19 protein-coding genes, 1 tRNA gene, 2 pseudogenes and 2 riboswitches are annotated in these 24,391 nt (G+C 67.9%); of the genes and pseudogenes, 11 read left to right on the top strand and 11 right to left on the bottom strand.

Going from position 1 to position 24,391, the window contains the following annotated elements:
- Nucleotides 1-241 precede the first annotated feature (241 nt).
- Nucleotides 242-862, top strand: a complete 621-nt coding sequence (locus QFZ52_RS02440) for a hypothetical protein (RefSeq protein ID WP_307496044.1) — start codon at nt 242-244, stop codon at nt 860-862.
- 85 nt (nt 863-947) lie between these two features.
- Here the strand turns inward: QFZ52_RS02440 and QFZ52_RS02435 are convergent, their stop codons facing one another.
- Nucleotides 948-1,772: an inositol monophosphatase family protein gene (locus tag QFZ52_RS02435; protein ID WP_307496042.1), complete on the bottom strand. Its 825-nt coding sequence runs from the start codon at nt 1,770-1,772 to the stop codon at nt 948-950.
- Nucleotides 1,773-1,802: 30 nt separating this feature from the next.
- Here QFZ52_RS02435 and QFZ52_RS02430 point away from each other — a divergent pair, with 30 nt between their 5' ends.
- From QFZ52_RS02430 to QFZ52_RS02410, 5 genes are all read left to right on the top strand, one after another.
- Entirely contained in the window at nt 1,803-2,480 is a 678-nt protein-coding gene (locus QFZ52_RS02430) for a hypothetical protein (RefSeq protein ID WP_307496040.1), read from the top strand.
- A 42-nt stretch (nt 2,481-2,522) separates the two neighbouring features.
- Nucleotides 2,523-2,595, top strand: a tRNA-Arg gene (locus QFZ52_RS02425).
- A gap of 120 nt (nt 2,596-2,715) precedes the next feature.
- Nucleotides 2,716-3,132 carry an NUDIX hydrolase gene (locus QFZ52_RS02420; protein ID WP_307496038.1) on the top strand — a complete coding sequence of 139 codons (417 nt, stop codon included), beginning with the start codon at nt 2,716-2,718 and terminating at the stop codon, nt 3,130-3,132.
- 418 nt (nt 3,133-3,550) lie between these two features.
- A complete protein-coding gene (locus QFZ52_RS02415) occupies nt 3,551-5,107 on the top strand; it encodes a choice-of-anchor G family protein (RefSeq protein WP_307496036.1) in 1,557 nt (518 codons plus the stop codon).
- A gap of 105 nt (nt 5,108-5,212) precedes the next feature.
- Nucleotides 5,213-6,580 carry a copper amine oxidase gene (locus QFZ52_RS02410; RefSeq protein WP_307496034.1) on the top strand — a complete coding sequence of 456 codons (1,368 nt, stop codon included), beginning with the start codon at nt 5,213-5,215 and terminating at the stop codon, nt 6,578-6,580.
- A 20-nt stretch (nt 6,581-6,600) separates the two neighbouring features.
- On the opposite strand, the gene QFZ52_RS02405 is transcribed toward QFZ52_RS02410, so the two are convergent.
- Nucleotides 6,601-8,562, bottom strand: a complete 1,962-nt coding sequence (locus tag QFZ52_RS02405; protein ID WP_307496033.1) for an ABC transporter ATP-binding protein — start codon at nt 8,560-8,562, stop codon at nt 6,601-6,603.
- A gap of 721 nt (nt 8,563-9,283) precedes the next feature.
- Between QFZ52_RS02405 and QFZ52_RS02400 the strand changes: the two genes are divergently transcribed.
- Nucleotides 9,284-10,036: an aquaporin gene (locus QFZ52_RS02400; RefSeq protein WP_307496031.1), complete on the top strand. Its 753-nt coding sequence runs from the start codon at nt 9,284-9,286 to the stop codon at nt 10,034-10,036.
- 30 nt (nt 10,037-10,066) lie between these two features.
- On the opposite strand, the gene QFZ52_RS02395 is transcribed toward QFZ52_RS02400, so the two are convergent.
- The 5 genes from QFZ52_RS02395 to QFZ52_RS02375 all read right to left on the bottom strand — a co-directional run bounded on the left by QFZ52_RS02395 (nt 10,067) and on the right by QFZ52_RS02375 (nt 15,613).
- Nucleotides 10,067-11,467 (bottom strand): molybdopterin-binding protein, encoded by a 1,401-nt coding sequence (locus QFZ52_RS02395; RefSeq protein ID WP_307496029.1) that lies wholly within the window; start codon nt 11,465-11,467, stop codon nt 10,067-10,069.
- 343 nt (nt 11,468-11,810) lie between these two features.
- Nucleotides 11,811-12,311, bottom strand: a complete 501-nt coding sequence (locus QFZ52_RS02390; protein ID WP_307496028.1) for an HNH endonuclease — start codon at nt 12,309-12,311, stop codon at nt 11,811-11,813.
- A 266-nt stretch (nt 12,312-12,577) separates the two neighbouring features.
- Entirely contained in the window at nt 12,578-13,375 is a 798-nt protein-coding gene (locus QFZ52_RS02385; protein WP_373425609.1) for an NlpC/P60 family protein, read from the bottom strand.
- Between the two features lie 3 nt (nt 13,376-13,378).
- Nucleotides 13,379-13,536: riboswitch (cyclic di-AMP (ydaO/yuaA leader) on the bottom strand.
- 140 nt (nt 13,537-13,676) lie between these two features.
- Nucleotides 13,677-14,498: a M23 family metallopeptidase gene (locus tag QFZ52_RS02380; RefSeq protein ID WP_307496026.1), complete on the bottom strand. Its 822-nt coding sequence runs from the start codon at nt 14,496-14,498 to the stop codon at nt 13,677-13,679.
- Between the two features lie 6 nt (nt 14,499-14,504).
- A riboswitch (cyclic di-AMP (ydaO/yuaA leader) is annotated at nt 14,505-14,744 on the bottom strand.
- 173 nt (nt 14,745-14,917) lie between these two features.
- Nucleotides 14,918-15,613: a metal-dependent transcriptional regulator gene (locus QFZ52_RS02375; RefSeq protein WP_307496024.1), complete on the bottom strand. Its 696-nt coding sequence runs from the start codon at nt 15,611-15,613 to the stop codon at nt 14,918-14,920.
- A 257-nt stretch (nt 15,614-15,870) separates the two neighbouring features.
- Between QFZ52_RS02375 and serC the strand changes: the two are divergent.
- Nucleotides 15,871-17,005 (top strand): annotated as a pseudogene (gene serC, locus QFZ52_RS02370) (phosphoserine transaminase).
- Between the two features lie 113 nt (nt 17,006-17,118).
- Here serC and QFZ52_RS02365 read toward each other — a convergent pair.
- Both QFZ52_RS02365 and QFZ52_RS02360 read right to left on the bottom strand, forming a co-directional pair.
- A complete protein-coding gene (locus QFZ52_RS02365) occupies nt 17,119-17,694 on the bottom strand; it encodes a DUF3027 domain-containing protein (protein WP_307496023.1) in 576 nt (191 codons plus the stop codon).
- Nucleotides 17,695-17,697: 3 nt separating this feature from the next.
- Nucleotides 17,698-18,081 (bottom strand): cold-shock protein, encoded by a 384-nt coding sequence (locus QFZ52_RS02360; protein ID WP_307496021.1) that lies wholly within the window; start codon nt 18,079-18,081, stop codon nt 17,698-17,700.
- A gap of 204 nt (nt 18,082-18,285) precedes the next feature.
- Between QFZ52_RS02360 and QFZ52_RS02355 the strand changes: the two genes are divergently transcribed.
- From QFZ52_RS02355 to QFZ52_RS02345, 3 genes are all read left to right on the top strand, one after another.
- Nucleotides 18,286-18,996, top strand: coding sequence for a response regulator transcription factor (locus QFZ52_RS02355; RefSeq protein WP_307496020.1), 711 nt, complete (start codon nt 18,286-18,288; stop codon nt 18,994-18,996).
- A gap of 1 nt (nt 18,997) precedes the next feature.
- Nucleotides 18,998-20,452 carry a sensor histidine kinase gene (locus tag QFZ52_RS02350; RefSeq protein ID WP_307496019.1) on the top strand — a complete coding sequence of 485 codons (1,455 nt, stop codon included), beginning with the start codon at nt 18,998-19,000 and terminating at the stop codon, nt 20,450-20,452.
- A gap of 177 nt (nt 20,453-20,629) precedes the next feature.
- Nucleotides 20,630-20,920 carry a WXG100 family type VII secretion target gene (locus QFZ52_RS02345; protein ID WP_307496018.1) on the top strand — a complete coding sequence of 97 codons (291 nt, stop codon included), beginning with the start codon at nt 20,630-20,632 and terminating at the stop codon, nt 20,918-20,920.
- Nucleotides 20,921-21,115: 195 nt separating this feature from the next.
- Here the strand turns inward: QFZ52_RS02345 and QFZ52_RS02340 are convergent, their stop codons facing one another.
- Together QFZ52_RS02340 and groL are read right to left on the bottom strand one after the other, a co-directional pair.
- Entirely contained in the window at nt 21,116-22,261 is a 1,146-nt protein-coding gene (locus QFZ52_RS02340) for a ribonuclease HI family protein (RefSeq protein ID WP_307496017.1), read from the bottom strand.
- A 230-nt stretch (nt 22,262-22,491) separates the two neighbouring features.
- Nucleotides 22,492-24,118: pseudogene (gene groL, locus QFZ52_RS02335) on the bottom strand (chaperonin GroEL).
- Between the last annotated feature and the right edge of the window lie 273 nt (nt 24,119-24,391).

Raw genomic sequence — 24,391 nt, 5'->3', positions numbered from 1 at the left:
GCCGGCGTCGCCTCATTTCCAGGGTCCCGGCGGAGCGGCCGGAAAGGGCCTGCGGATTTTCCCGGTCGATCGGGAAAGCGGCGTCGTTCCCGGACCGCCCCGAGAGACGCCTATCAAATACGTATGACTATCTGTCGCAGACTTTTAAATCATTGACAAATAGCTCTGACATCGTGATACAACTCATAGGAAGCCGGAATTAGGGATCCGGCTCATCACCCGCATCTTCCAGGAGCCAATAATGAGTAACGAGACGAGCAAGTCCATCGAGCGCCGCCGGGTTCTCCGCGGCGCCGCATGGGCCACGCCGGTGCTGGCTGCGGCCATCGGCACCCCCGCAGCGGCCGCCTCCGGCGGTCCCGTCTGCCCCACCTGCATCCAGCCGGGCGTCCTGCTCGGCGGGGCCACCACCAGCCAGGCTGTCGTCCTGGGCAACAAGGGCGCCCTCGCCTTCGCCGGCGTATTCGGGCTGGATTCCAGCAACTGTGATCTGAGCCTGTTCCAGCCGCTCTACACTTCCGTGGTCACCTCGGCCACCCTCACGATGAGCGATGGCAGCACCCACGTGGGTACGGGCCTGGGTACCGCCACCGGCACCTTCGGCCAGATCGGGGCACTCCCGGGCACCTGGCTGTTCAGTAACATCACCTTCCCGAACGGCACTTACGTGCTCGGCAACAACCCAGTACGCCCCACCCGCGTCACCGCCACCGTGAACGTGATCCTCGTGGGCCTGCCGTCGCTGTTGCAGATCACCTGCCCCGTCACCCTGACCTGGGATCTCAACGTCTTCGCAACGGGTGCCGTTCTCTTCGGCGGCGGCACCCTCAACTACACGGGCACCGCAACGCCCGTCCTGTAGTAGCTGTCAGAGACACGGAGTGGGCCCCAGGCGTCAGCCTGGGGCCCACTCCGTGTTCGGGTGCGCAGGAAGGACTGCCGAGAGCTCAGCCGCCCACGTGCGTGGTGAGCATCGCGGCCCGCAGCTGCGCCACCGCCGTCGTGCTCCCGGCAAGGAACCAGCGGAGGCCGTTGACCGTCACGACGTCGACGGCTCCGCCCGACGCCAGCACGAGCGCGGCACCCGGGAACCAGTCCCAGTCGGGGCAAGAGTGCTGGAACCAGCAGTCGATCTCGCCCTGCGCCACCCGGGAGAGATCGCAGGAGCCCGAGCCCAGCATCCTCAAGGAGGCCGCACCCACGGCCGCCGCATGCCAGGGCATGGCACACAGAGGATCCTGCAGCCAGGTGGGGTGGATGTAGGTGGCGGCGCTGGACTCGGCCAGATCTTTGCCCGCCGGACCGCTCAGCGGCCTGCCGTTGAGCGTCGCAGGATGACCCTCCCCGCCGAGCCAGAGTTTGTCCTCCTCCGGCTGATGGACGGCTCCGAGAAGCGGGCGGCGCACGCCGTCCTCCTCCGTGACGAGCGCGACCGCGGAGCACCAGTACGTGGAGCCGCGCAGAAAGTTGTAGGTGCCGTCCACGGGGTCGATCACCCAGGTGCGGCCGCTCGCGGAGGGATGGGCCGAGCCCTCTTCGCCGAGGATCCCGTCGTCCGGACGGCAGCGCCGGAGCTGCTCCACGATGTACGCCTCGGCCGCGCGATCGGCCTCCGTCACCACATCGGCGACGTTCGTCTTCTGCTGCGAGGTGACCCCCGCCGCGCGCATCAGCTGCGCCAGCGAGCCGGCCTCCCGGACCAGCACTTCGGCCAGGGCGGCGTCGCTCAGAGAAGGGTCGGGGTTGGCGGTGCTGTGGCGGCCGATGCTCATGACTCCAGCGTATCCGCGATAATGGAGGACATGTCCAAAACGCCTGCCCAGCGCATCAAGAAGCACGGCTCCCGGGCCGACGTCCCGGACACCGCTCCCCCGCCGGTCATCAACCCGCTGAGGCAGCGCGCCGCCGCGCGGCAGTCGGCGCCGCAGTCCGGACAGCCGCAGCCCGGGCAACCGTCGGCGCAGCAGCCGCAGTCCAGCGCGAAGATGCTCGTCATCGCGGCCGTGGTCGCCGCCTTGTTCATGTTCTGGTACTTGCACCTCATGGCGCTGTCCCAGATGACGCAGCTCAGCGGCGGTCTCACCATGCCCGATTCGCGAGTCTTCGGCTTCGACGCCGCCGCCATCGACCAGCTGCGCGCAGCGATGAACGATGCCGCACGCGGCCAGCTCAACTGGGTGCACAAGACCGCAGGCATGCTGTTCCCGCTGCTATTCGGGCTGGCTTGGGCCCTGGTGATCGGGGTCAACACCACCCGCTCCTGGTTCCGCACCATCCTCTGGTCGCTGACAGGGCTGTTCGTGGTGGTCCGGGTCGTCGGCAACTTCGCCATCGACGGGCTGTTCGCAACGGCCGCGCCGTCCGACGGAGCCGTCGCCTGGGCCTCGATCCTGGTGGTCGCCGGGTGGGTGCTTTTCGTGCTCTGTCTGGTGAGTGCGGTCCTCGTCCTGCTGCCTCGCCGGAAGAAGGCCCAGGCCTAGCTCGGGCCTTCGAGCTTGTATGCTTAAAGGCGTTGTCCGCCCGCCCTCGTAGCTCAGGGGATAGAGCACGGCTCTCCTAAAGCCGGTGTCGTTGGTTCGAATCCAATCGAGGGCACGCAGAGTTCGACGCCGGAACCGCGGCACGCAGCAGCGTGCCGCGGTTCCGTGCTTTCCAGGAGCATGACCGCCCACGCCGAGACCTCCCGTTCGCCGCGGCTTGCTAGGGTACTGATCCATGAGTTCTCCGCACTTCCTCACCGTGTCCGCCGTCTGTGTCTACGACCGGGAAGGACGCCTCCTGACCGTCCGTAAGCGTGGCACGGAGAAGTTCATGCACCCCGGAGGGAAGCCCGAGCCCGGCGAAACCGCGGCGCAGGCGGCAAGCCGTGAACTCGAGGAGGAGGTCGGCATCACGATCCCTGCCGACGATCTTCAGCATCTGGGAACCTGGGACGCGGCAGCGGCCAACGAGGCGGACACCGTCATCAAAGCCAGCGTGTTCACTGCGCCGGGAGTCTGGGAGGCCGCCCCCGCCGCGGAGATCGAGGCGATCCGCTGGCTCGACCTGGACCTGGAGTGGCCCGGCGACCTGGCTCCGCTGCTGACCGAACACGTCCTTCCCGCGCTCCTGGAGGCCCGCGGAGCACGCTGAGCAGGCGTCAGTCACCGGCGCGCGGCACATCCGTCGCCTGATGGAGCCGAGGCGTCAAACGCGCCTGACGACCGACGGTCAGGAATAGGTCCCGGAAGCCGTGACGGCTTCCGGGGCCTATTCCGTCGCCCGGCCCCCTGGCGTCACACCGTTTCCGGGGCTTCGGACCCTCAAGAATTTCACGGCACAACGAATTCCGGCATGCGAAATTCCGCTCCCGGGACGTGCTCCGTCCCAGGTCCCCGGCCGGTGCCGTTGAGACAGCGGCTACTGCGGCCGCGCCGTCCGGGATATTTCGAAAACACCTGGGTGTGGACACTTATTGACACTGATTTACCAAGATGTCAACGTTTGTGATGTCAGTTCCAACACCCTTTGAGAGAAATCTCAAGGTTCATTCACTCCTAAGGAATCTGTCATGACCCCATCACCGCACTCTCATGCCTCCGTGCGATGGCAGCAGGGACGCCGTCTCGGCGCCGTCACCGCCGTCGTGGCACTCACCACGGTAAGCGCCGGCCTCTCCCCCGCCGTCGCGGACACCCCGTCGCCGTCCTCGGCCTCCTCCGCCCCCGTTTCGGTGTCCTTCACAGGGAAGAACGCCGTCACCTGGGGCGGCAGCTCCGCGGCCTACCCCTCCAACCCCGGACCCAACTACGGCTACGTGCCGAACGACGTGCAGCTCGGTTCCGCGAGCACCAGCATCGGCGGTTCGTCCGTGGCACTCTCCAGCCTGGTCCGGCTGGACTCCGGCGGTCTGCTGACCAGCATCAGCCAGGCCGGCTCGGCGCTCAACTCCCGTGGCGCATCAGGGGCGCTCGGGCAGAACTTCACGTTCCCCACCACCGGTGATCCGTCACAGGCCGCACACATCGACCTGATCAAGGCCGGCGCCGGGTCCACCATCCCGGCGGGCCTCGTGGACAGTGTGACGCTCGACCTCGGCGCCTTCGCCTCGGAGACCAGCTTCGTCAACGGACGTCTGCAGGATCCGGACGGCGTCGGCGGACCGGGCCGGTACCGCGTGGGCCAGGCCGACGTCACCGTGAAGTCCTCCGCCGTGAAGAACGCGGCGGCACAGCTGTACAACGGTCTGGGAGCCGTGGACCGGAAGATCGAGCAGATCGTCAACCAGGGCGTTCCGCTGAACAAGCTCAACGGCCTGCTCGGCGTCGTCCTTCCCACCCCGACCATGACCGTGCAGAGCAACACCCGCGACAAGGTGTTCTCGAAGCTGCTGGCCCAGCCGCTGACCTCCAAGAACAAGCTCGTCACCATCGACCTGTCCACGGGCACCGTCAAGGTCCACCTGGATCAGCTCGCCTCCGGCGGACTGAACTCGCAGACCCCGAACAAGGAGCTCATCGATTCCAAGGACTACCCACTGATCGCTCAGACCGTCCACGATCTGATGCATGACGCCACCAACATCGCGGTCGGCGCCGTGGAGAACTCCCTCGACGCCGTGAAGATCAAGCTCAGCTGGGTCGGTCCGCTCCTCCTGAGCCCCAACGGCCTCAACATCACCTGGAGCTTCACGCTGAAGCAGGCTGCGACTGGCACCCTCCCGGCGCCCGTCAACAACAGCAGCGGGCTGCTCGGCGGAGTGGTCGGAACCCTCGTGACCACCCTGGCCAAGTCCGCCAATGGGGTCGGCACGGTCTTCCGTCCGGTCTACAACCTGGTGATCGCCAATGCCGGCGACGGCGTGTTCGATCTGCTGATCAACCAGATCAAGTTCGGGTTCACCTCCACCGTGGTGAACATGCTCCAGCCGGTCTTCACCGCGGCCACCCAGGTGGTCTCCGTGAAGGTCAACAGCCAGAGCACCGAAACCTGCACCCCCGCGGGCGGCGTCCCGGTGCCGAGCTCGCATTCGCTCTCGGCCCTGAGCCTGTCCTTCCTGAAGTCCGCCGACGGCGCACGTCTGGACCTGGGCAAGTCCTCCGCGAAGGCGACCCCGGCCGGCTGCTGACCGCTGCCAGCCTGACCCGAGGGTGTGCCGTCGCAGGACGGCACACCCTCGGCGCGTCCGCTCCCTGACGTCTCGTCAGGACCTCAGAAACCTCCAGGAGGAACGGTGACCCGAAGGAACAAGCTCCTTCTCACTCTTGCCGCCGCAGTTCTCGTATTCCTCGGCGGGTGGGCCGGGGGAACCTTCGCGGCACCCGGCCGCACGGCTCCCGCGGAGCCCGCGCCGGCGTCGTCGTCCACGGCGCCCGAGGCCTCCGCCCCGGAGTGCGGCGACGGGGCGAAGGCCCTCACTCATCGTTTCCCGGCCGGCAGCTCCTGGAGCATGTGCTGGAGCGTCGATCCGCAGCAGGGCCTCACCCTCACCAAAGTGACCTACACGGCGCCGGGCAAGGAGGCGCTCCCGGTCGTCCAGGAGATCTCGCTCTCGCAGCTGGAGGTCCCCTACGACACCGGCGCCCGGACCACCAAGGACATCACCGAACATGGATTCGGGGGACGCAACATGAAGACGCTCGGCCCGGCCGAGTGCTCCGGCACGAGGGTCGCCGCGACGCTGCCCGACTTCGGCACGGGTGCGGTCGGCGGGTCGGAGACGCGCGAGGTGCTCTGCACGGAGGAGGTCGACGCCGGTCTGGGCCGCCGCAGCGAGTACACCGGAAGCCCGGTCGCCCAACGTGGCCGTTCCTTCGACATCAGCACGCTCTCCGTGGTCGGCTGGTACGAATACCTCTCCCTCTACCGCTTCGGTGAAGACGGAAGCATCACTCCGCGGCTCGGCGCCACCGGAGATCTCTCCCCCGAGGACTACTCCCACGACGCGGCGCACGGTTCACCCGTGGGACCGGGCACGTCCGAAGCCGCCACGAGCCACAGCCACAATGCGGTCTGGCGGATCCACTGGGGGCTCCCGGGACCTCAGAGCGTCCAGGAGTACAACGCGGACTTCACGGGGCAGCGCGGCAAGGACGCGGCGATCGTGAACGGCACGTTCACCCCCCTCGCCACGGAGACCCAGCGGCTCCGGAATGACCGCCGCTGGTGGCGGGTGCTCGGTGGCGCCAAGAACCAGGACGGCCATCAGATCTCCTACCGCGTCCAGCTCGATCAGAGCGACGGGTACACGCCGCACAACCATGGCGACCACGCCGGCCAGACCGGACCCGGTGCGGGCGATGCGGCCTTCGGTTATGACGTGGCGTTCACCCAGTTCAAGGACTGCGAGCGCTACGCCACCCAGAACCTGTCCGCCGGCTGCCCCTCCTCGGGGATTCCTCAGTTCGTGTCCGGGGAGAAGCTCGACGACGTCGTCTCCTGGGTGGCGGTGTCCTACCACCATGTGCCGCGGGACGAAGATCAGAGCCCCATGGACGTGCACTGGCAGGGTTTCTCCCTCCAGCCGCGGGACGCGTTCAGCCAGAACCCGCTGACACCCCCGGAACGCTCCACGGTGAATGGGAAACCCGCGGCGAAGTGATGCCCGGGGTCCTCCGCGGCTCAGTCCTGAGGGGGTTGACCGCTCTCCCCGCCCTCTGAGGGATCCGCCGCGAGGTCCTGGCCGGCGTCCTGGAGGGCGTCATGGGCCTCGGCGAACTGCGTGGTGTACAGCTCCGCGTAGCGTCGGCCGGCGCTGAGCAGTTCGGTGTGGGTGCCGCGCTCGACGATCCGCCCTCCCTCGACCACCAGGATCTGGTCGGCGTCCCGGATGGTCGAGAGACGGTGGGCGATCACGACGGCGGTCCGCCCACTCAGCGCTGCCGCGAGCGCTTCCTGCACGGCTGCTTCGTTCGCGGAGTCCAGGGCGGCGGTCGCTTCGTCGAGGATGACCACGCGCGGGCCGGCCACCAGCAGGCGGGCGATCGTCAGGCGCTGGCGTTCGCCGCCGGAGAGACGGTAGCCGCGCTCCCCCACCACCGTGTCCAGGCCGTCGGGCAGCGACCGCACCATGTCCTCGAGCCGGGCCTGGCGGAGGGCGTCCCAGAGCTCGTCATCGCTCGCATCCGGACGCGGGAGCCGGAGGTTCGAGCCGATGGTCTCGTGGAACAGGTGTCCGTCCTGCGTCACCATGCCGACACCCCGGCGCAGCGAGTCGAAGCTCAGCTCGCGAACGTCGACGCCGTCACCCGGCTGGGAGCCGCCCAGCAGCACCGCTCCCGCGTCGACGTCGTACAGCCGTGCGAGCAGCTGCGCGACGGTGGACTTGCCGGCGCCCGACGACCCGACCAGCGCCACGGTCTGCCCCGGTTCGGCCCGGAAGCTCAGACCGTGCAGCACCTCCTCGCCTCCCCGGGAGTCCAGCACCGCGACGTCCTCCAGGGAGGCCAGGGACACCTGCTCGGCCGACGGGTAGGAGAACCGGACGTCCTTGAACTCGACGGCGAGTGCCCCCGTGGGCAACGTCCGCGGCTGCTCGACCTCGCGGATGATGGGCCGGAGGTCCAGCACCTCGAAGACGCGCTCGAAGCTCACCAGCGCGCTCATGATCTCCACGCGCGCATTGCTGAGGCCGGTGAGCGGCACGTAGAGGCGCGTGAGCAGCAGCGCCAGCACGACGACGTCGCCCGCTCCCAGCGTCCCGTGCAGCGCCAGCCAGCCGCCGACCCCGTAGACGAGAGCCAGCGCGAGCGCCGAGACGAGCGTCAGGCTCGTGACGAACGTGAACTGCAGCATGGCCGTCCGGACGCCGATGTCCCGCACGCGATGCGCACGTGCTTCGAACTCCCGTGATTCGTCCGCAGGCCGGCCGAAGAGCTTGATGAGAGTGGCGCCGGGCGCCGAGAAGCGCTCCGTCATCTGCGTGCCCATGGAGGCGTTCTGGGCGGCGGCCTCACGGCGCAGCGCTGCCAGCCGGCCGCCCATGAGCCGTGCGGGCACCAGGAACAGCGGGAGGAGGACCAGCGCGAGGAGCGTGACGAGCCAGGATTTGTCGAGCATCACCACGAGCGTCAGCGTCAGGGAGACCAGGTTGCTGACCACGGAGGACAGCGTCCCGGCGAAGGCCGCCTGCGCGCCGACCACGTCATTGTTCAGGCGACTGACGAGGGCTCCCGTGCGGGTCCTCGTGAAGAACGCTACCGGCATGCGCTGCACGTGGTCGAAGACGGCGGTGCGGAGGTCCAGGATGACGTCCTCGCCGATGGTGGCGGAGAACCACCGGACCAGCAGCCCGACCCCGGCTTCGGCCACGGCGACCACGGCGATCAGCACGGCGAGACGGACCACCAGGTCGACGTCCTTGCCGCCCACGATCGCGTCGACCACCTGACCTGCGAGCAAAGGCGTGGCCACGGCCAGGAACGCCGCCACGACGGAGAGCAGGATGAAGCCGACCAGACGCCCACGGTGCGGCACGGCGAACGCCAGCACGCGCCGGATGGTCTCCCGCGAGAAGGGGCGCCGGCCTTCCTGCGCTCGGGAAAGGTTGTAGAGGGAGCTCATCGCCGCCCGGTCCATACTCATGGCTTGTCCTCCTCGGACGTGATCCGGCGGCCAGGTTCCGCGGTGAGGCCGTTCCGGGACAGGGAAAAACCCGCCGCTCCCGAACTTGGGGGGTATCCGGCGCGGCGGGCTCCGGGCAAAAACTCTAACAGAGGTCCAAGAGACCGCGCAAAGCTCCGTCCAGCCCTCGAGCCGGGCTCCGGGATCCGGCCCGGACGGCGGGCTTCGTCCGCGCTCCCTGACCGAGGTCCCGCAGCCGAACTAGTCAGTACGCGAACCTTTACCAAACGGTGATCTGATCACGGATGTGTTTTGTACAGAACCTGGGATAATAGAAAACGTGTGATCGTGGCGTCTGGGGAGGCGCTCACACATTGGGGGGATGAGCGGCGGCGAACCGGGGGGTTCGCCACCGCTCAGCCTTTTAACGGCGCCTTCACGCCGCTGGAACGTTTGCGAAACCCTTCGCCGGTCACGCTGCGCACGGCTCTGTGACCTGTTTGACGTCAGATCGTCAGTTTCCGCCGGCCGTGTTCCGCCTCGCAGGCCCGCCTCCGACACATCCTCTCCCCTGTCCGCGGAACATCCGGTCAGGGCTGACAACCCACTCCCGAACAGTCACAACTGCCTGCTTACAGCGGTGGCAACGGCCGGCCACCCGTGATTATTGGTCCAGATCACGGCGATCTCTAGCATGGGCATGTTATCCACCTTTAATTGTGAGTTATTCGAAAGAGGAAACATGTCTGAGTCAATGACGACTGCTGCTCCCTCCGTGGCCGCCAAGCTCGGAGCCGAGATCGTCGGCACGTTCTTCCTGGTCTTCGGTGTCATCGGCACTGCTCTCTTCACCGCAGGATTCGCCGGGGGCGTGGGCGGCCTCAACGTGGGCTTCCTGGGCGTCGCCCTGGCACTCGGTCTGTCCGTGATCATCGGGGCGTTCGCCTTCGGGCCCATCTCCGGCGGCCACTTCAACCCGGCCGTGACGCTCGGTCTCGCGGCCGCCGGGCGTTTCGCCTGGAAGGACGTCGCCGGATACCTCGTGGCCCAGGTAGCCGGGGCCGTCCTCGGAGCCACAGCGCTCGTCGCCATCCTCGCCGGCGGCAAGGACGGCGCCCTCTCCGCAGCCCAGCAGGGCGGCTTCGCGTCCACCGGCTGGGGCGAGCTGTCCCCCGGCGGTTACAACGCCGTGTCGTTCTTCATCGTCGAGATCGTGGCGACAGCACTGTTCGTCACGGTCATCCTCGCCGTCACTGGCAAGCGGGGCGCGGGCAGACTGGCGCCTCTGGCCATCGGACTCACGCTGGTGGTCATCGCCCTCCTGGCCATCCCGGTCACCAACGGGTCCTTCAACCCGGCCCGCTCCATCGCCACGGCCGTCTACGGCGGGCCGGCCGCACTGACGCAGCTCTGGGCTTCGATCGTGGCGCCGGTCGCAGGCGGCTTGATCGCAGGGTACGCCCACAAGGCACTGTTCGAGGGCGAAGCGAAGTAACGACTGGCGCGTCCGCCTGTGGGCGCCAGGTCAGGACCCGTCGGGGCCGCTGCGCTCCGGTCCCGGCGGCGTTCTGAGCGAGTCCCAGTCCTGGGCCGCCCAATCGATCGGCTCCGAGTTCCTTGCGGCCTTGGGAGCACGCTTGCCGTCGGGTGAAGCGGCTTCGGCACGCGACGACGGCGACGCCCCCAGCCTCGTCGGCTTCGGGGCGCCCGTACCGCGATCGCCGTCCTTCCACGGCAGAGGGAGAGCCATCAGCTCATCCCCCATCCGGACGCCATGGGGCGGCACCACGAGCAGCAGCTCGGCATCGGCCCACTCGGCCAGGCCGTGGCGAGGACCGCACGGGGAGGCCATCCCGAAGACCGTATGACCGGGCAGCAGCCGCGTGGGGCGAAGCTCAGCCTCCATCGCGCGGCCGGAAGGCACCGGCCGGAAAGCCTGGACCTCACGGCGTCCCAGGGCGGCGAACAGCGGCTCGCCGAGCAACGCCAGGGTGGCCAGTGCCTCGCCGGGAGTGCCCGGCAGACCGAGAACATGGCGCCCGTCCGGGAGCACCCCGGCCACAGCGGTCTGGAGTGGATCACAGGACACGCCATCCACCACGTACTCCACACCCAGCGCCTCCAGCGCCTCGCGCAGATGGTCCGCCTCACCTGCCCCGGTCCCACCGACCGTCACGACCACGTCGACTGGCGCCGCCGCGCCGTCGGCGTCCTCCTCCAGCGCCGCGCGCCACTCGGCCACGGTGCCGCTGATCCGGACTCTGTTCTCGACCACCACACCCCAGGCGTCCAGCAGCGGGGCGAGGACCGGCCCCAGCGCGTCGCGGTCCTCTCCCCATCCGGGGCGACCCTGCGTCGCGAGGTGTCCGGACTGGATCACCTGGACCCGTGGCTTCGGCACAGCCGCGACCGTGTCGAACCCTGCCCCGGCCAGCAGGGCCAGACGCAGGGGGTCGAGGACCGCTCCGCGGGTCAGCAGGGGCGCGCCGGTGGAGAGTGCCTGACCGGACGGAGTGATGTTCTCGCCATTGCGGGGCGCTCCGGGACGGGCACCCGGCGCCCGCTCGACGACGGCGAGCCCCTCCGCGTCGAGCGCCACCCGGGCATCGTGGAGCGCCAGCACGCCCTTGCCACCGGGCGGCAGCGGCCGGCCCTTCTCGACCCGGCTGCCCTGACGCCCCGCGAGCCGGTCACCCGGTTCCGCGATGACCCAGGGAGGGGCGCCATTGACGGCCCAGCCGTCGACCGCCGCGCGCGGCCCGGACGGGTGCTCATCCTCCGCGAAGACATCCTCGGCCGCGAGGAGTCCGACCGCCTGCGCCAAGGGGACGTGCACGGCGGGCAGGGCCTCCACCCGCTCCTGCAGCAGGGCCCGCGCCTCGTCCCAGTTCAGACGCGCCGCGCGGCCCTCGTCACGCTCCATCATGACCGGCCTGTTCCAGAGTGCAACCGGGCCCGGAGGACAGCCGGCTCGGGAAAAGGCGGAAGGCCGTCGCCGCGGCACTCCATTGTGTCCCTGACATCGGCCCGTGCCTCCCTGTTCGTCGTCGCATTCGCCGCCCAGCCCCTGGGACTGGACACTCCAGCCTAGAACGGGAGGCGGAGGCGCACCGGTCCTGCAAGGGTCGTGTCGCCGTCGTCAGTCTGGAACATGACGAAGAACCGGGCACGCCGAAAGCCGCCTGGAGCCGGAATCACGCTGCCGGAATCACGGTGCCGGCGCCCCCGTGCCGGGGCACCCCCCCGCCGGCAGACCGGGAGCGCACGGCTCAGGCGGCATCCTCGGCGGGCAGATACGCGCTCCACTCGGGAGTGGGCTTCTCCAGCTCCTTGATCTGCCACACGGTTCCCACGGGAGGACGCGGACTGAACCTCAGGTGCCAGCCCATCTCGGACGGCGTGTGGTCCCCCTTGGTGTTGTTGCACTTCAGGCAGCACGCCACGAGGTTCTCCCAGGAGTCCCGACCGCCGCGCGACCGCGGCAGGATGTGGTCGATGGTGTGTGCGGCCTTGCCGCAGTATCCGCAGCGGTGCCCGTCGCGGCGCAGGACTCCTCTCCTGCTGACCGTCGAGACCACGTTGTGCCGTGGTCTGATGTAGCGGTTCAGCAGGATCACCGAGGGCCGGCCCAGGACGTCCCGAGGGCCGACGACGGGTTCGCCGCCCTCCGAGACCACGCTGGCCTTTCCGGCCAGCACGAGGACCAGCGCCCGGCGGAAGGTGACCACCGCGAGCGGTTCATATCCAGCATTCAGAACGAGAGTGCGCATGCACATACCTCTTCACGGCCGCACCCGGCAGGGGCACGAGGGCCGGCTGCCCCCGGCGTGTCCGGGCTATGGATCGACGTAACCAGCCTAAACACGCCCGGGCGCGTGCGCGATGCCCTGGACCATATTGCGGACGTGTCGTGCGAAAAATTCACCCCTCGTTGGGGCGTCCGACAGCTGACGCCTTAACGACAGAAGGACCCCGCCACAGGCGGGGTCCTTCTGACAATCTCCAGCGGGAGAGGCTGGTGGTTCAGACCGTGGTCTTAGCCACCCACGCGGATGAAGACGGGGCCGGAGCCGACGAACGCGTCGTACACCTTGGTGGTGTAGCCGAGGAAGCCGCCGTGCACGGCCTGGCCGTTGCCGATGTAGACGGCCACGTGAGGCACACCGACGCCGCCGTCGGCGTAGTAGATGACGTCGCCGGGCTGAGCCTCAGCGGCGGACACCGTGCGGCCCAAGGAAAGGTAACCGGCGGGCCAGTCGTGGAAGTTGATTCCCACGGCGCGCAGGGAGTTGGACACCAGGGCGGTGCAGTCCTGGTTGACGCCCAGCTGAGCCAGAGCGGCAGCGGCGATCGCAGCACCCTTGCCGGAAGCGGCAGCGGTGTTGATCGTCTTCGGAGCCGGGGTGGCGGCGGCGACGTTCGAGCCGGTCACCTGGGTGTTGGTGTTCTCGGTGGCCGGAGCGGCCTGCTCGGTGTTGGTCTGCGTCTCGGTGTTGGACTGCGCCTCGACCACGGGGGCCTCGACGACCGGAGCCGGCTCGGTCTTGACCGCGGTGCGGACGAAGCTGAGCTTGGCGGTGGAGGATGCGGCGACGGCCTTCGGAGCAGCCTTGACCTCGAGGGTGGTTGCTGCGGAGGAGTCGCGCTGCACGCTGGTCTCAGCGGCGTTGGCCGCGATGCCGCTGGTGAGCACCAGGCCCGAAGCCGCTGCAATCACTGCGGCCTGACGGCCCATGGATCCGGCGTTCGACGAAACGGCCTTGGAGATTTCAAGAAGCGAAGTGGTGGATGCCTGCTTAGCGCGATGGCGCGCAGAGGTAGTGCCAAAAGACAAGGAAAAGCCTCTCCCGATGCCTACGAGGTGAGCTGTCGGATTCGGATGGGAGCCATCCGGCCGTCCGCCGCTTGCGCGATCTGACGACTTAACCCCAAGGCCTTGCACGCAAGGCCAAAATTGGTTCCCCCGCCTCTGCCAGACGAAAGTAGTTACGAACGGACCTCGGTTGGTGGCAGAGCTCAGCAATCCAACCCAGGGCTCCCCCTCTTACGAGGAGGCGCGATCTATAAATTACAGGAGTCTCGGCAGAATGTCACGTTAAGGTTACGGAACATACCGCGAGACCGAGAGATGGCTCTCAGAGCCATCCGGACGGGTCGACGACCTGGCCGTTGACCATCACTTCAAAATGGAGGTGGCAGCCGGTGGAGGCGCCGGTGGTGCCGCTGAGCGCCACCACGTCGCCGCGCTGGACGGTCTGCCCGGGCTGCACGGTGAAGGAGCTCAGGTGGTTGTAGGTGGTCTCGAGACCATTGCCGTGATCGACCACGACGCGGTTTCCGCCACCTGTGTCCACCCAACCGGTGAACACGACCTTGCCGGCTGCGGCAGCCATGACCTGGGTGCCGCACTGGGCCACGAAGTCCTCGCCGCTGTGGAAGTCGGACGGGCCGCCGAGCGGGTTGATGCGCCAGCCGAACGGCGACGCTTCGGTCAGGGAGGCCAGCGGGGATCCGAGGGAACCCTTCGCGGTGGCAGGAGTCACCTTGCCGGACTGAGCGCTCATGAGCGCCTTGAGGCGGGCATCAGGGTCCTGGCGACTGGTGGCCGAGGTGCGGCTGAAGGAGATCTTCGCCCCCGTGGAGGCGGTGACAGGGGCCTGAACGGCGCCACTGGCGGTGATGCTGGCAGTGGTCTGCGCACCGTCACGGCCTGCCGCTTCGGCCAGAGGGCCGGTGCTGGCAGGGAACGCCACGGTCAGGGCGAGGCCGCCTGCTGCAAGCGCGAGGCCACCCTTGTGGATCGCGCCGCTCTTCACAGCCAGATCGGCGATCTGCTGCAGAGGACCCTTCCGCTTCGCCTTACGAGGCGTGGCCGGAAGGACGGTCCGCGCGGGACCACCGGCCTGGACGGCCGGTCCACTCGCGCGACGACGTCCGCGCAGCTTGTCATTGCTCACGTATGCATTCCCTCTCATAGCGCCTTCGAAGTTAGCTGTCGGATTCGGGCCTGAGAGTCAGCTGCCCGGCCTGCGGAGGCACACGGGAATCCAGAGAATCGGCGTGAACCGCATCTGAAAAGTTCCCTGCACCGCCGCGGGCTTCACCCCAAGGCGACCTGATCCAGGCCGCCGAAAATGGTTCCCCCGCCTCTGCTGTCATGCTTCACACCCTGATTCGCCAGCAGAGCTCGGCGTACGAAACAGGTCACGCTTAGGTTTCAGCGCTGAGACATCACTATACGCGAACGGACCCAAGAGTAATAAATTCGTTATCTAGTATGTGGATAAACCCCAGCCAGGCGAGAGGAAAGACGAAGAACGCGCCCGCGGGGCCGCGGACGCGTTCTGAGAAGTGAAGATGCAGTTCAGCGCGGTGTTCAGCCGAGCGAGACGAAGACGTGCGCAGCGACTTCGGGCGGCAGCTCGAGCGCTCCTTCGATGCCGGCCACTCTTACCGCGATGTAATCTCCGGCACGTTCCAGGCCGATCGTCGCACCCGGGCGGATCCCGCCCTCATCCAGCTGCTGCAGGAGCTCCGGCTCCACCTGAGCGGGCTCCGCCAGACGGCGGACCGTCACGACCGATCCCGGAGAGTACTCGTTCATGGCCTGGACCAGCGTCATCAGGCCGGCGGCGAACGGCTCGCCTTCCAGGCCGCCGAGCTGCTCGAGCCCGGGGATCGGGTTGCCGTACGGGGAATCGGTCGGGTGGCCCAGCAATTCGTAGATGCGACGCTCCACGCGCTCACTCATGACGTGCTCCCAGCGGCAGGCCTCGTCGTGGACGAACGCCCAGTCCAGGCCGATCACATCGGAGAGGAGCCGCTCCGCGAGGCGGTGCTTGCGCATGACCTCGACCGCGCGGCGTCGGCCGTGGTCCGTCAGTTCCAGGTGGCGGTCGCCGGTCACCACCACGAGGCCGTCGCGCTCCATCCGGCCGATCGTCTGGGAGACGGTCGGTCCGGAGTGGTGGAGACGCTCCGCGATCCGGGCACGGAGAGGGACGATCTTCTCCTCTTCCAACTCCAGGATGGTCCGCAGGTACATCTCCGTGGTGTCGATCAGATCAGTCATCGCGTCCTACCCTCACTCGCGTCGTGTGCGCCATGGCGTCCGCGCCCAAGCTTCATGTCGTCAAGCTTAGAACGCCGCCCCCTAGTCTAGCTTATTTGGACTCTCTCTGAATAACGGATGCGGCAGATGACGCTCCCGGTCTCCGGAATCCGGACCCACTTGGGACCTGACGCCCGCCCTGCGGCAAAATGGCCTCAGGACGGGCGCACCCCGGAAGGACCCGTCCTCTCTGCCACACACCAGAACTGGAGCAATCTGTGAGCGATCAGGCACACCTCACCATCCCCGCCCATCTCCTTCCCAAGGACGGCCGCTTCGGCGCCGGTCCTTCCAAGGTCCGCCCCGAGCAGATCGAGGCCCTGAGCGCCGCCGCCACCACTCTGCTGGGCACCTCGCACCGGCAGGCCCCGGTCAAAAACCTGGTGGGCTCCGTGCGGTCCGGGCTCAAGTCCTTCTTCAACGCCCCGGAGGACTACGAAGTGGTCCTCGGCGTCGGCGGCTCCACGGCTTTCTGGGACATCGCGACGTTCTGGGCTCGTGGAGAAGAAGGCCCAGCACCTCTCCTTCGGCGAGTTCGGCTCCAAGTTCGCCTCCGCCACCAAGAAGGCCCCGTTCCTCGAGACCAGCTCCATCATCACGGCCGAGCCCGGCACCCGGCCGGAAGCCGTGGCCGAGGACGGCGTCGACGTCTACGCCTGGCCGCAGAACGAGACCTCCACGGGCGTCGCCGCCCCCGTGCGCCGGGTGAACGGCGCCGATGACGGTTCGCTCGTGGTCGTGGACGCGACGTCGGCGGCCGGCGGCCTGGATGTCGACGTCCGCGAGGCGGACGTCTACTACTTCGCCCCGCAGAAGAACTTCGCGTCCGACGGCGGCCTGTGGCTCGCGCTCTTCTCCCCCGCGGCGCTGGAGCGCGCCGAGCGGATCGCGGCGAGCGATCGCTGGGTCCCGGACTTCCTGAACCTGAAGACGGCGATCGACAACTCCGTGCTCAACCAGACGTACAACACGCCGTCGCTGTCCACGCTGGTCACGCTGAACGCGCAGGTCGAGTGGCTCAACGCGCAGGGCGGCCTGGACTTCGCCAGCAAGCGCACCGCCGACTCCGCGGACCGCGTCTACTCGTGGGCCGAGGCGAGCGAGTACGCGACGCCGTTCGTCCAGCGTCCCGAGGACCGCTCCAACGTCATCGCCACGATCGACTTCGACGACTCCGTGGATGCCGCCCAGGTCGCCAAGATCCTGCGCGCCAACGGCGTGGTGGACACCGAGCCGTACCGTAAGCTCGGCCGCAACCAGCTGCGCATCGCGACCTTCGTGGCGATCGACCCCGAGGATGTGAGCGCCCTGACCGCCTCCATCGACTACATCGTCGGAGAGCTGCGCAAGTAACTCAGGAACCACCGCGCAAATCCTCGCCGCAAACGCCTGTGGGCCCGGGAAACCGGGCCCACAGGCGTTTGACGAGCCGTTCGGCGGCTCAGGATCTTCATAGCATGGGTGTGCTATTCAGTGTCGTCCTCTTCGGCGTCTTCCTCAACGTCTTCTTCAGCCGAGTCGCCGTCAGCATCAGAGGGCGCAGCGGCATCCTCGACGGAGTTCTCATCCGCGTCCGCGACGGTCGCACCGGACGCCGCCTCGCCGTCGTCGGACTTCTCAGTGCCGCCCGTTTCTCCGGCGGCCTCCGCCTCCCCCGCCTGCATGGCCTCGACGTCCTCGGGACGCACCCGCTCGGACCATGGCACCCATGGCGGCGCCAGGACGGAATCATCACTGGGCAGGAGCCCGATCTCGCTGACCGTCACCACCTTGGACCGGGAGTTGCGGGTCAGTACGGCGAACCACTGCCAGCCGACGTACCCGGCCAGCCGCGAGGCGAAAAGGTGGGTGACCACCCGGTCCTCCTCGCGCTTGGCCCCCAGGTGGTCGCCGATGGTGCCGGCGGGGGTGATCGTTTCCAGCTCACGCCGCGCCTGGTCCACTGCCGCAGCGAGCATCGCGTCCGGCTTGCCGGTCTTCCACTGCGGGACGCCCGGCTTCGGGGCGGTGGTGCGAAGGGTGTTCTGACGCTCGGCAGTCATGTCTCAGGCTTCCAGTTGATCTGCGACCTGGCGCAGGGCAGCCGCGATGGCGGCGCCCTTCTTGCCATCCGGGTACTTACCCGAGGAGAGCATCCCGGACAGGTTGTCCAGGACGGTGGAGAGGTCCTGGACCATGGGGGCCAGTTCCTTCGGAGAGGTGCGCTTGGCCTTCGACACGGAGGGGAGCTTGTCCAGGAGCCGGACGCCCATGGCCTGAGCACCGCGGCGGCCTTCGGCGACGCCGAATTCGATCCGGGTGCCCTTCCGGAGCTCCCCCACGCCGGCGGGCAGCGCGGAAGACGGCAGGTAGTACTCCTGCCCGTCTTCGGACGCTGCGAAGCCGAAGCCCTTGTCCTTGTCGTACCACTTGACGCTGCCGGTAGGCACTTCTTTACCTCTGTCTGTCTTAGCTTGTGGTCTGGCCATGCCCCACCTGGTTCAACCGGTCTGGGTGGCACGGCTCGCGGTCTGCGTATCCACACTATTTTACCCGGGCGTGGACGTTCGGCTCGCATATGTCGCGGACCGCTTCTCCCACGCGTACAGAAATCTTCCAGACAACACTCAGGGTCGGAGCGGAAGATGGAGGACATGAAGACTGAAACGCCTGAAGCCAAACTCCTGGTCGTTGACGACGAACCCAACATCCGGGAACTGCTCTCGACGTCTTTGCGCTTCGCGGGCTTCGAAGTGGTGGCTGCCGCGAACGGCCGGGACGCCCTCGCCAAGGCCGAGAGCGAAACCCCCGATCTGATCGTCCTGGACGTGATGCTCCCGGACATGGACGGCTTCAACGTCACCCGCAAGCTCCGCGCCGCCGGACGCCACATCCCGGTGCTCTTCCTGACCGCCAAGGACGACACCGAGGACAAGGTCACCGGCCTGACCGTGGGCGGCGACGACTACGTCACCAAGCCGTTCAGCCTGGATGAGGTCGTGGCCCGCGTGCGCGCCGTGCTGCGCCGCACGCAGCCTCTGCTCGAGGACGAGGCGATCATCCGCGTCGATGACCTGGAACTCGACGACGACGCCCACGAAGTGCGCCGCGGCGGGACCACCATCGAGCTGTCCCCCACGGAGTTCAAGCTGCTCCGTTACCTCATGCTGAACCCCAATCGTGTGCTGTCCAAGGCGCAGATCCTCGACCACGTCTGGGAGTACGACTTCAACGGGGATGCCTCGATCGTGGAGTCCTACATCTCCTACCTGCGCCGCAAGATCGACATCGTCCCGGACGCCCCCACGCTGATCCAGACCAAGCGAGGCGTGGGATACGTCCTGCGGACTGCCGAGAAGCGCTGACTTGCTCCGCCGGTGGAAGTCCGCGTCCCTGCGGGCACAGCTGATCGCAACCATCATGGGCCTGCTGCTGGTGGCCCTCGTGACCACCGGCGCAGGCACCATGGCGCTGCTGCACAGCTATCTTCAATCGCAGATCGATGACCGGCTGAGCGTCGCCACCACCAGCATGCAGAAGTACGGCGGCTACGCCCAGCTGACCAGTGGTCTGAGCAGTGTCCCCACCGACTATTCCGTGGTGGTCCTGCGCCCCGGCGCTCCCGTGTACCGGACCGGGGCGAATCAATCGGGCTACCCGGACATCGAGCAGATGAGCCTGGCACAGGCCACGTCGCTGCATCGGAAGCCCTTCGACATCGCGGGCACCACGGGCCACGACTGGCGAGCCGTCGCGGTGCCGTTCGTCGACCAGAGCGGCCATGGGTATGTGGTCGTGGTCGGGCTCCCCCTGGCACCGGTGGACGAGATCATGGAGCACGCCATCCTGGTGGTGGTGGGCGTCGGGTTGCTGACCCTCATCCTGGCGTTCTTCATCGCGACCTGGACGGTCACCCGGTCCTTCCGCCCTCTGGCGCGGGTGGAGCGGACCGCGGCGGCGATCGCCTCGGGCGATCTCTCCCAGCGAGTCGACATCCGCACGCCGCACACCGAGGTCGGGCGACTGGCGACCTCGCTGAACACCATGCTGGCCAACATCGAATCGGCGTTCGCCGCACGAACGGCCTCCGAACAGCGCATGCGCCGTTTCGCGGCCGACGCCTCCCACGAACTCCGCACCCCGCTGGTGACCATCCGAGGTTTCTCGGAGCTCTACCGTCATGGCGCCCTGCGCACGGACGCCGACGTGGCCACCGCCATGGGCCGGATCGAGAGCGAAGCCAAACGCATGGGGTCCATGGTCGAGGATCTGCTGACCCTCGCCCGCCTCGACGAGCAGCGGCCGCTGCAGGAGAAGCCCTTCGATCTCATGCTGCTGGGCAACGACGCCGTGGTGGACACCCGCGCGAGCGCGCCGCAGCGCGAGGTCCGTCTGGTGGGCCTCAACTCCGCTCAGCCCGTCCCGGCCCCCGTGCTGGGTGACGAGGCGAAGATCCGCCAGGTGGTGAGCAACCTGGTCGGCAACGCGCTCCGGTACACCCCGGAGGAATCGGCGCTCGAACTGGCCGTGGGCCGGCAGCTGGACGAGGACGGATCCTGGTCCGTGCTCGAGGTCCGTGACCACGGCCCCGGCATCTCCGAGGAGGATCAGGCCCGGATCTTCGAACGCTTCTACCGTGCGGACACCTCACGCACCCGGGAAACCGGTGGCAGTGGCCTGGGGCTGGCGATCGTCGCCGCCATCGTGGGCAGCCACGGCGGGACGGTGCGGATCCTCGACACCCCCGGGGGCGGAGCAACGTTCCAGGTCCGGCTCCCCCATTCCGCGGACGACGCTCTCGCATCCGACATCACCGAGTGACCCTCCCGCGCCTGCCGGCCATGACGCGCGACGACGGAGCGAACCTCCCCGGCGAGCCTGTGGACGGAGTGCCTGAGCCTCTGTCCACATAGGCCACTGCGCCCGCCCCGCCGGCAGCCTGAGTTCCTAGGCTGAGACGAAAGACCCTCCAGGGTCCGTCTCAGCGAAAGGAACACCATGAGCGTCATCTCCGTCGACACCGAACTTCTCCACCTGCAGTCCGGCCGGGTGCGCAGCACCATGGAACGCATCTCCGCGGACATCAGGGCCATGAACCAGGGACTGACCGCCCTGCAAGGCAGCTGGCGCGGGAACGCCTCCGCCAGCTTCCAATCCCTCGTCACCGAATGGGCCGCCACCCAGAACCGGGTGGAAGCGTCCATGGCGGCCATCACCTCCGCGCTCGCGCAGGCCGCGGCACAGTACCGGGACGTCGAGCTGACGAACGCGCAGCGCTTCGCCCACTGAGCGCAGCGCGGTTTCGCGGGCCACGCGATCCGCGTGGCCCGGAGCTCGCCGGGGCGGGGCCAGAGGCTGGTCCCTGCCCGGGGCTCGGGCCTGGCCGGCGCGCGCGGGGCCCGCCAGTCCTGTCCCGCGGCGGAGGCGGGGCGTTCCGGGGACTCTGATCGCCTAGGCGATCCCGGCCTGTTCCGGGCGGGCTGGTTACTCCGGCGTCCCCTGGTGGAACCGCAGTCGCCACGTGCTCTGGGTGGCGGTGTCCTGGGACCGGACGTTCTCGCCCGCGGCGCTGCGGGACCCTGCGCCACGGGAGGACGCCGGATCGGTCAGGACCCAGAGTGAGCTCCGGAGGACCGTGCGGCCGGCAGACCGCGTCCGGTACTGGAGCAGGATGGTGTTCTCGGTCAGGCGGGAGGCTGACAGAGGGGTGATGTCGATCGGCTCGTGATCCTCATCGGCCAGGGCGAGGAGCATCTCGTCGCGGGACCAGGTGCGGCCCGAACTTCCGATCTCCTCGAAGTCGGGATGCAGGATCCGCGCCACCTCGCCGAGGTCGGCGCGAACAGACGGCTCCAGGAGGCGCTTCTCCAAGGCGGTCACGATGGCCACCGCGTCCTGCTGTCCGGCGGGGTCCCGGAAGTCCTCTTCCAGGACCGAGAACAGATCGGGCTCCGCCTCATCCGCGCCGGACGCAGACAAAACCGCAGAAGCAGAAGCAGAAGCAGAAGCAGACTGCTGAGGCTGGACCGTCGCACTCGGCGCAGAGCCCGTCGCCGCGTGCGGGTTCTGGGATACGGCAGAACCTGCCGGTGCGGCGTGAGCGTCGGGACGCCGGCCACTCAGGTCCCGGGCTTCCGCGCTCTGGGACTCGGAGAGCTGTGCGCCCGGAAAGCCGGGGCCGGAGGGGATCGACTTGCCTCCGCGCTGGTAGGCGGTGGCGACGGCACGGGCGCGGTCGTCGGCAGCCTCATTCAGAGAGTGTCCGGCATGGCCTTTCACCCACTCGAAGGCGACGTTCCGTCCCTTGAGGGCATCGTCGAGGTCCTTGAGCAGATCAACGTTCAGGACGGGCTTGCCGTCCGCCTTGCGCCAGCCCTTGCGCTTCCAGCCCGGCATCCACTTGGTCAGGCAGTTGATGACGTACTGGCTGTCGCACAGGATCTTCAGCGGTTCGTCGGACCGGTGAGCCGTGCTGCGGAGCAGATCCAGCACCGCCATGAGTTCGCCCTGGTTGTTCGTGCCGTGCGGCCAGCCGCCGGCCCGCCACGTCTCATCGTCGATGTACCAGGCCCACCCCGCGGGTCCAGGATTGCCCAGCGCGGAACCATCTGCAGCAGCCGTAATCGTCACCCGACAATCCTGCCACAAGGCCTCCGTCATCCAGCCTCGCGCCCGGACGCGGCACCCGTCCTCCGGCGTGACCACGGCCCTCAAACACCGCCCTCAAACGCAGCCCGCCAACACCGCCTCATAGACGGCCCTCCACCCCAGCCCTTAAACGCCGCGGCGGGCCGCACCTCGAAAGGTGCGGCCCGCCGTCGTGCGCTGTCCGGTGAGTCACCGGCGAGCAGAGCAGGGGATCAGAACCCGCCCATGCCGCCCATCTCATCGGCGCCGGCGGCCGGAGCGTTCTTCTCCGGCTTGTCGGCCACGACTGCCTCGGTGGTGAGGAACAGACCGGCGATGGAGGCCGCGTTCTGCAGAGCGGAACGGGTCACCTTGACCGGGTCGTTGACGCCGGCAGCCAGCAGGTCCACGTACTCGCCGGTGGCGGCGTTCAGGCCGTGACCGGCAGGCAGGCTGCGGACCTTGTCGGCCACGACGCCCGGCTCGAGGCCTGCGTTGAAGGCGATCTGCTTCAGCGGGGCGTCGATGGCGACCTTGACGATGTTGGCGCCAGTGGCCTCGTCACCCTCGAGCTGCAGGTTGGCGAACGCCTTGGCGCCGGCCTGGATCAGAGCAACGCCACCACCGGCGACGATGCCTTCCTCGACAGCAGCCTTCGCGTTGCGGACGGCGTCCTCGATGCGGTGCTTGCGCTCCTTGAGTTCCACCTCGGTGGCTGCACCGGCCTTGATGACGGCCACGCCGCCGGCCAGCTTCGCCAGGCGCTCCTGGAGCTTCTCGCGGTCGTAGTCCGAATCGGAGTTCTCGATCTCGGAACGGATCTGAGCCACGCGACCGGCGATGGCTTCGGCGTCGCCTGCACCCTCGACGATGGTGGTCTCGTCCATTGGTGACGACGACCTTGCGGGCCTGGCCGAGGTCGGCCAGGGTGGCGGCGTCGAGCTTGAGGCCGATCTCCTCGGAGATGACGTTGCCACCGGTGAGGATGGCGATGTCGGCCAGCTGAGCCTTGCGGCGGTCACCGAAGCCCGGAGCCTTGACGGCGACGGACTTGAAAGTGCCCTTGAGCTTGTTGACGATGAGGGTGGCCAGAGCCTCGCCCTCGACGTCCTCGGCGATGATCAGCAGCGGCTTGTTGGCCTGCATGACCTTCTCCAGGACGGCGACCAGGTCCTTCACGGAGCTGATCTTGGAGTTCACGATGAGGATGTAGGGATCCTCGAGCACGGTCTCCTGGCGCTCTGCGTCGGTGACGAAGTACGCGGAGATGTAACCCTTGTCGAAGCGCATGCCCTCGGTGAGCTCGAGCTCCAGGCCGAAGGTGTTGGACTCCTCGACGGTGATGACGCCTTCCTTGCCCACCTTGTCCAGGGCTTCGGCGATCAGTTCACCGATCTGAGCGTCACCGGCGGAGATGGACGCGGTGGCGGCGATCTCTTCCTTGGTCTCGATCTCCTTGGCGGAGGCGAGCAGCTCTTCGGTGACGGCCTCGACGGCCTTCTCGATGCCACGCTTCAGGGACAGCGGGTCGGCGCCGGCCGCGACGTTGCGCAGGCCTTCCTTCACGAGAGCCTGAGCCAGCACGGTGGCGGTGGTGGTGCCGTCACCGGCGACGTCGTCAGTCTTCTTGGCGACTTCCTTGACCAGCTCTGCGCCGATCTTCTCGTAGGGATCCTCGAGCTCGATCTCCTTGGCGATGGACACACCATCGTTGGTGATCGTGGGAGCGCCCCACTTCTTCTCGAGCACCACGTTGCGACCACGCGGGCCCAGGGTGACCTTGACGGCGTCGGCGAGGATGTTCAGGCCCCGCTCCAGGCCGCGGCGTGCCTCTTCATCAAATGCAATGATCTTGGCCATGACGGCAAAGGTCCTTTCGGGTCAGTACGTTTCCGGACTGTCGTTGAGGGATGAAGGGTCCTGGCTGCCCAATGCCCGCGACGGACGGCACGGCCCGCCGGCATCCGTACGCCGGCGCACCGGGCCTCATTGAGACCGGGGTTGCCTTCTCTCCGGCGGGCCGGCCATCCTCCGCGGAACGGATTCATTAGCAGTCGGCACTCCGGAGTGCTAACTCCATAATTAGCACTCTCGCCAGGTGAGTGCAAGGCGTTCACGCCAGCGGCGAAACCT

This window comes from Arthrobacter woluwensis, assembly GCF_030816155.1.
GTDB classification, from domain to species: Bacteria; Actinomycetota; Actinomycetes; order Actinomycetales; family Micrococcaceae; genus Arthrobacter_E; species Arthrobacter_E woluwensis_A.
The sequence above is the reverse complement of the archived record's forward strand: the minus strand, read 5'-3'. Positions and strand labels throughout refer to the sequence as shown.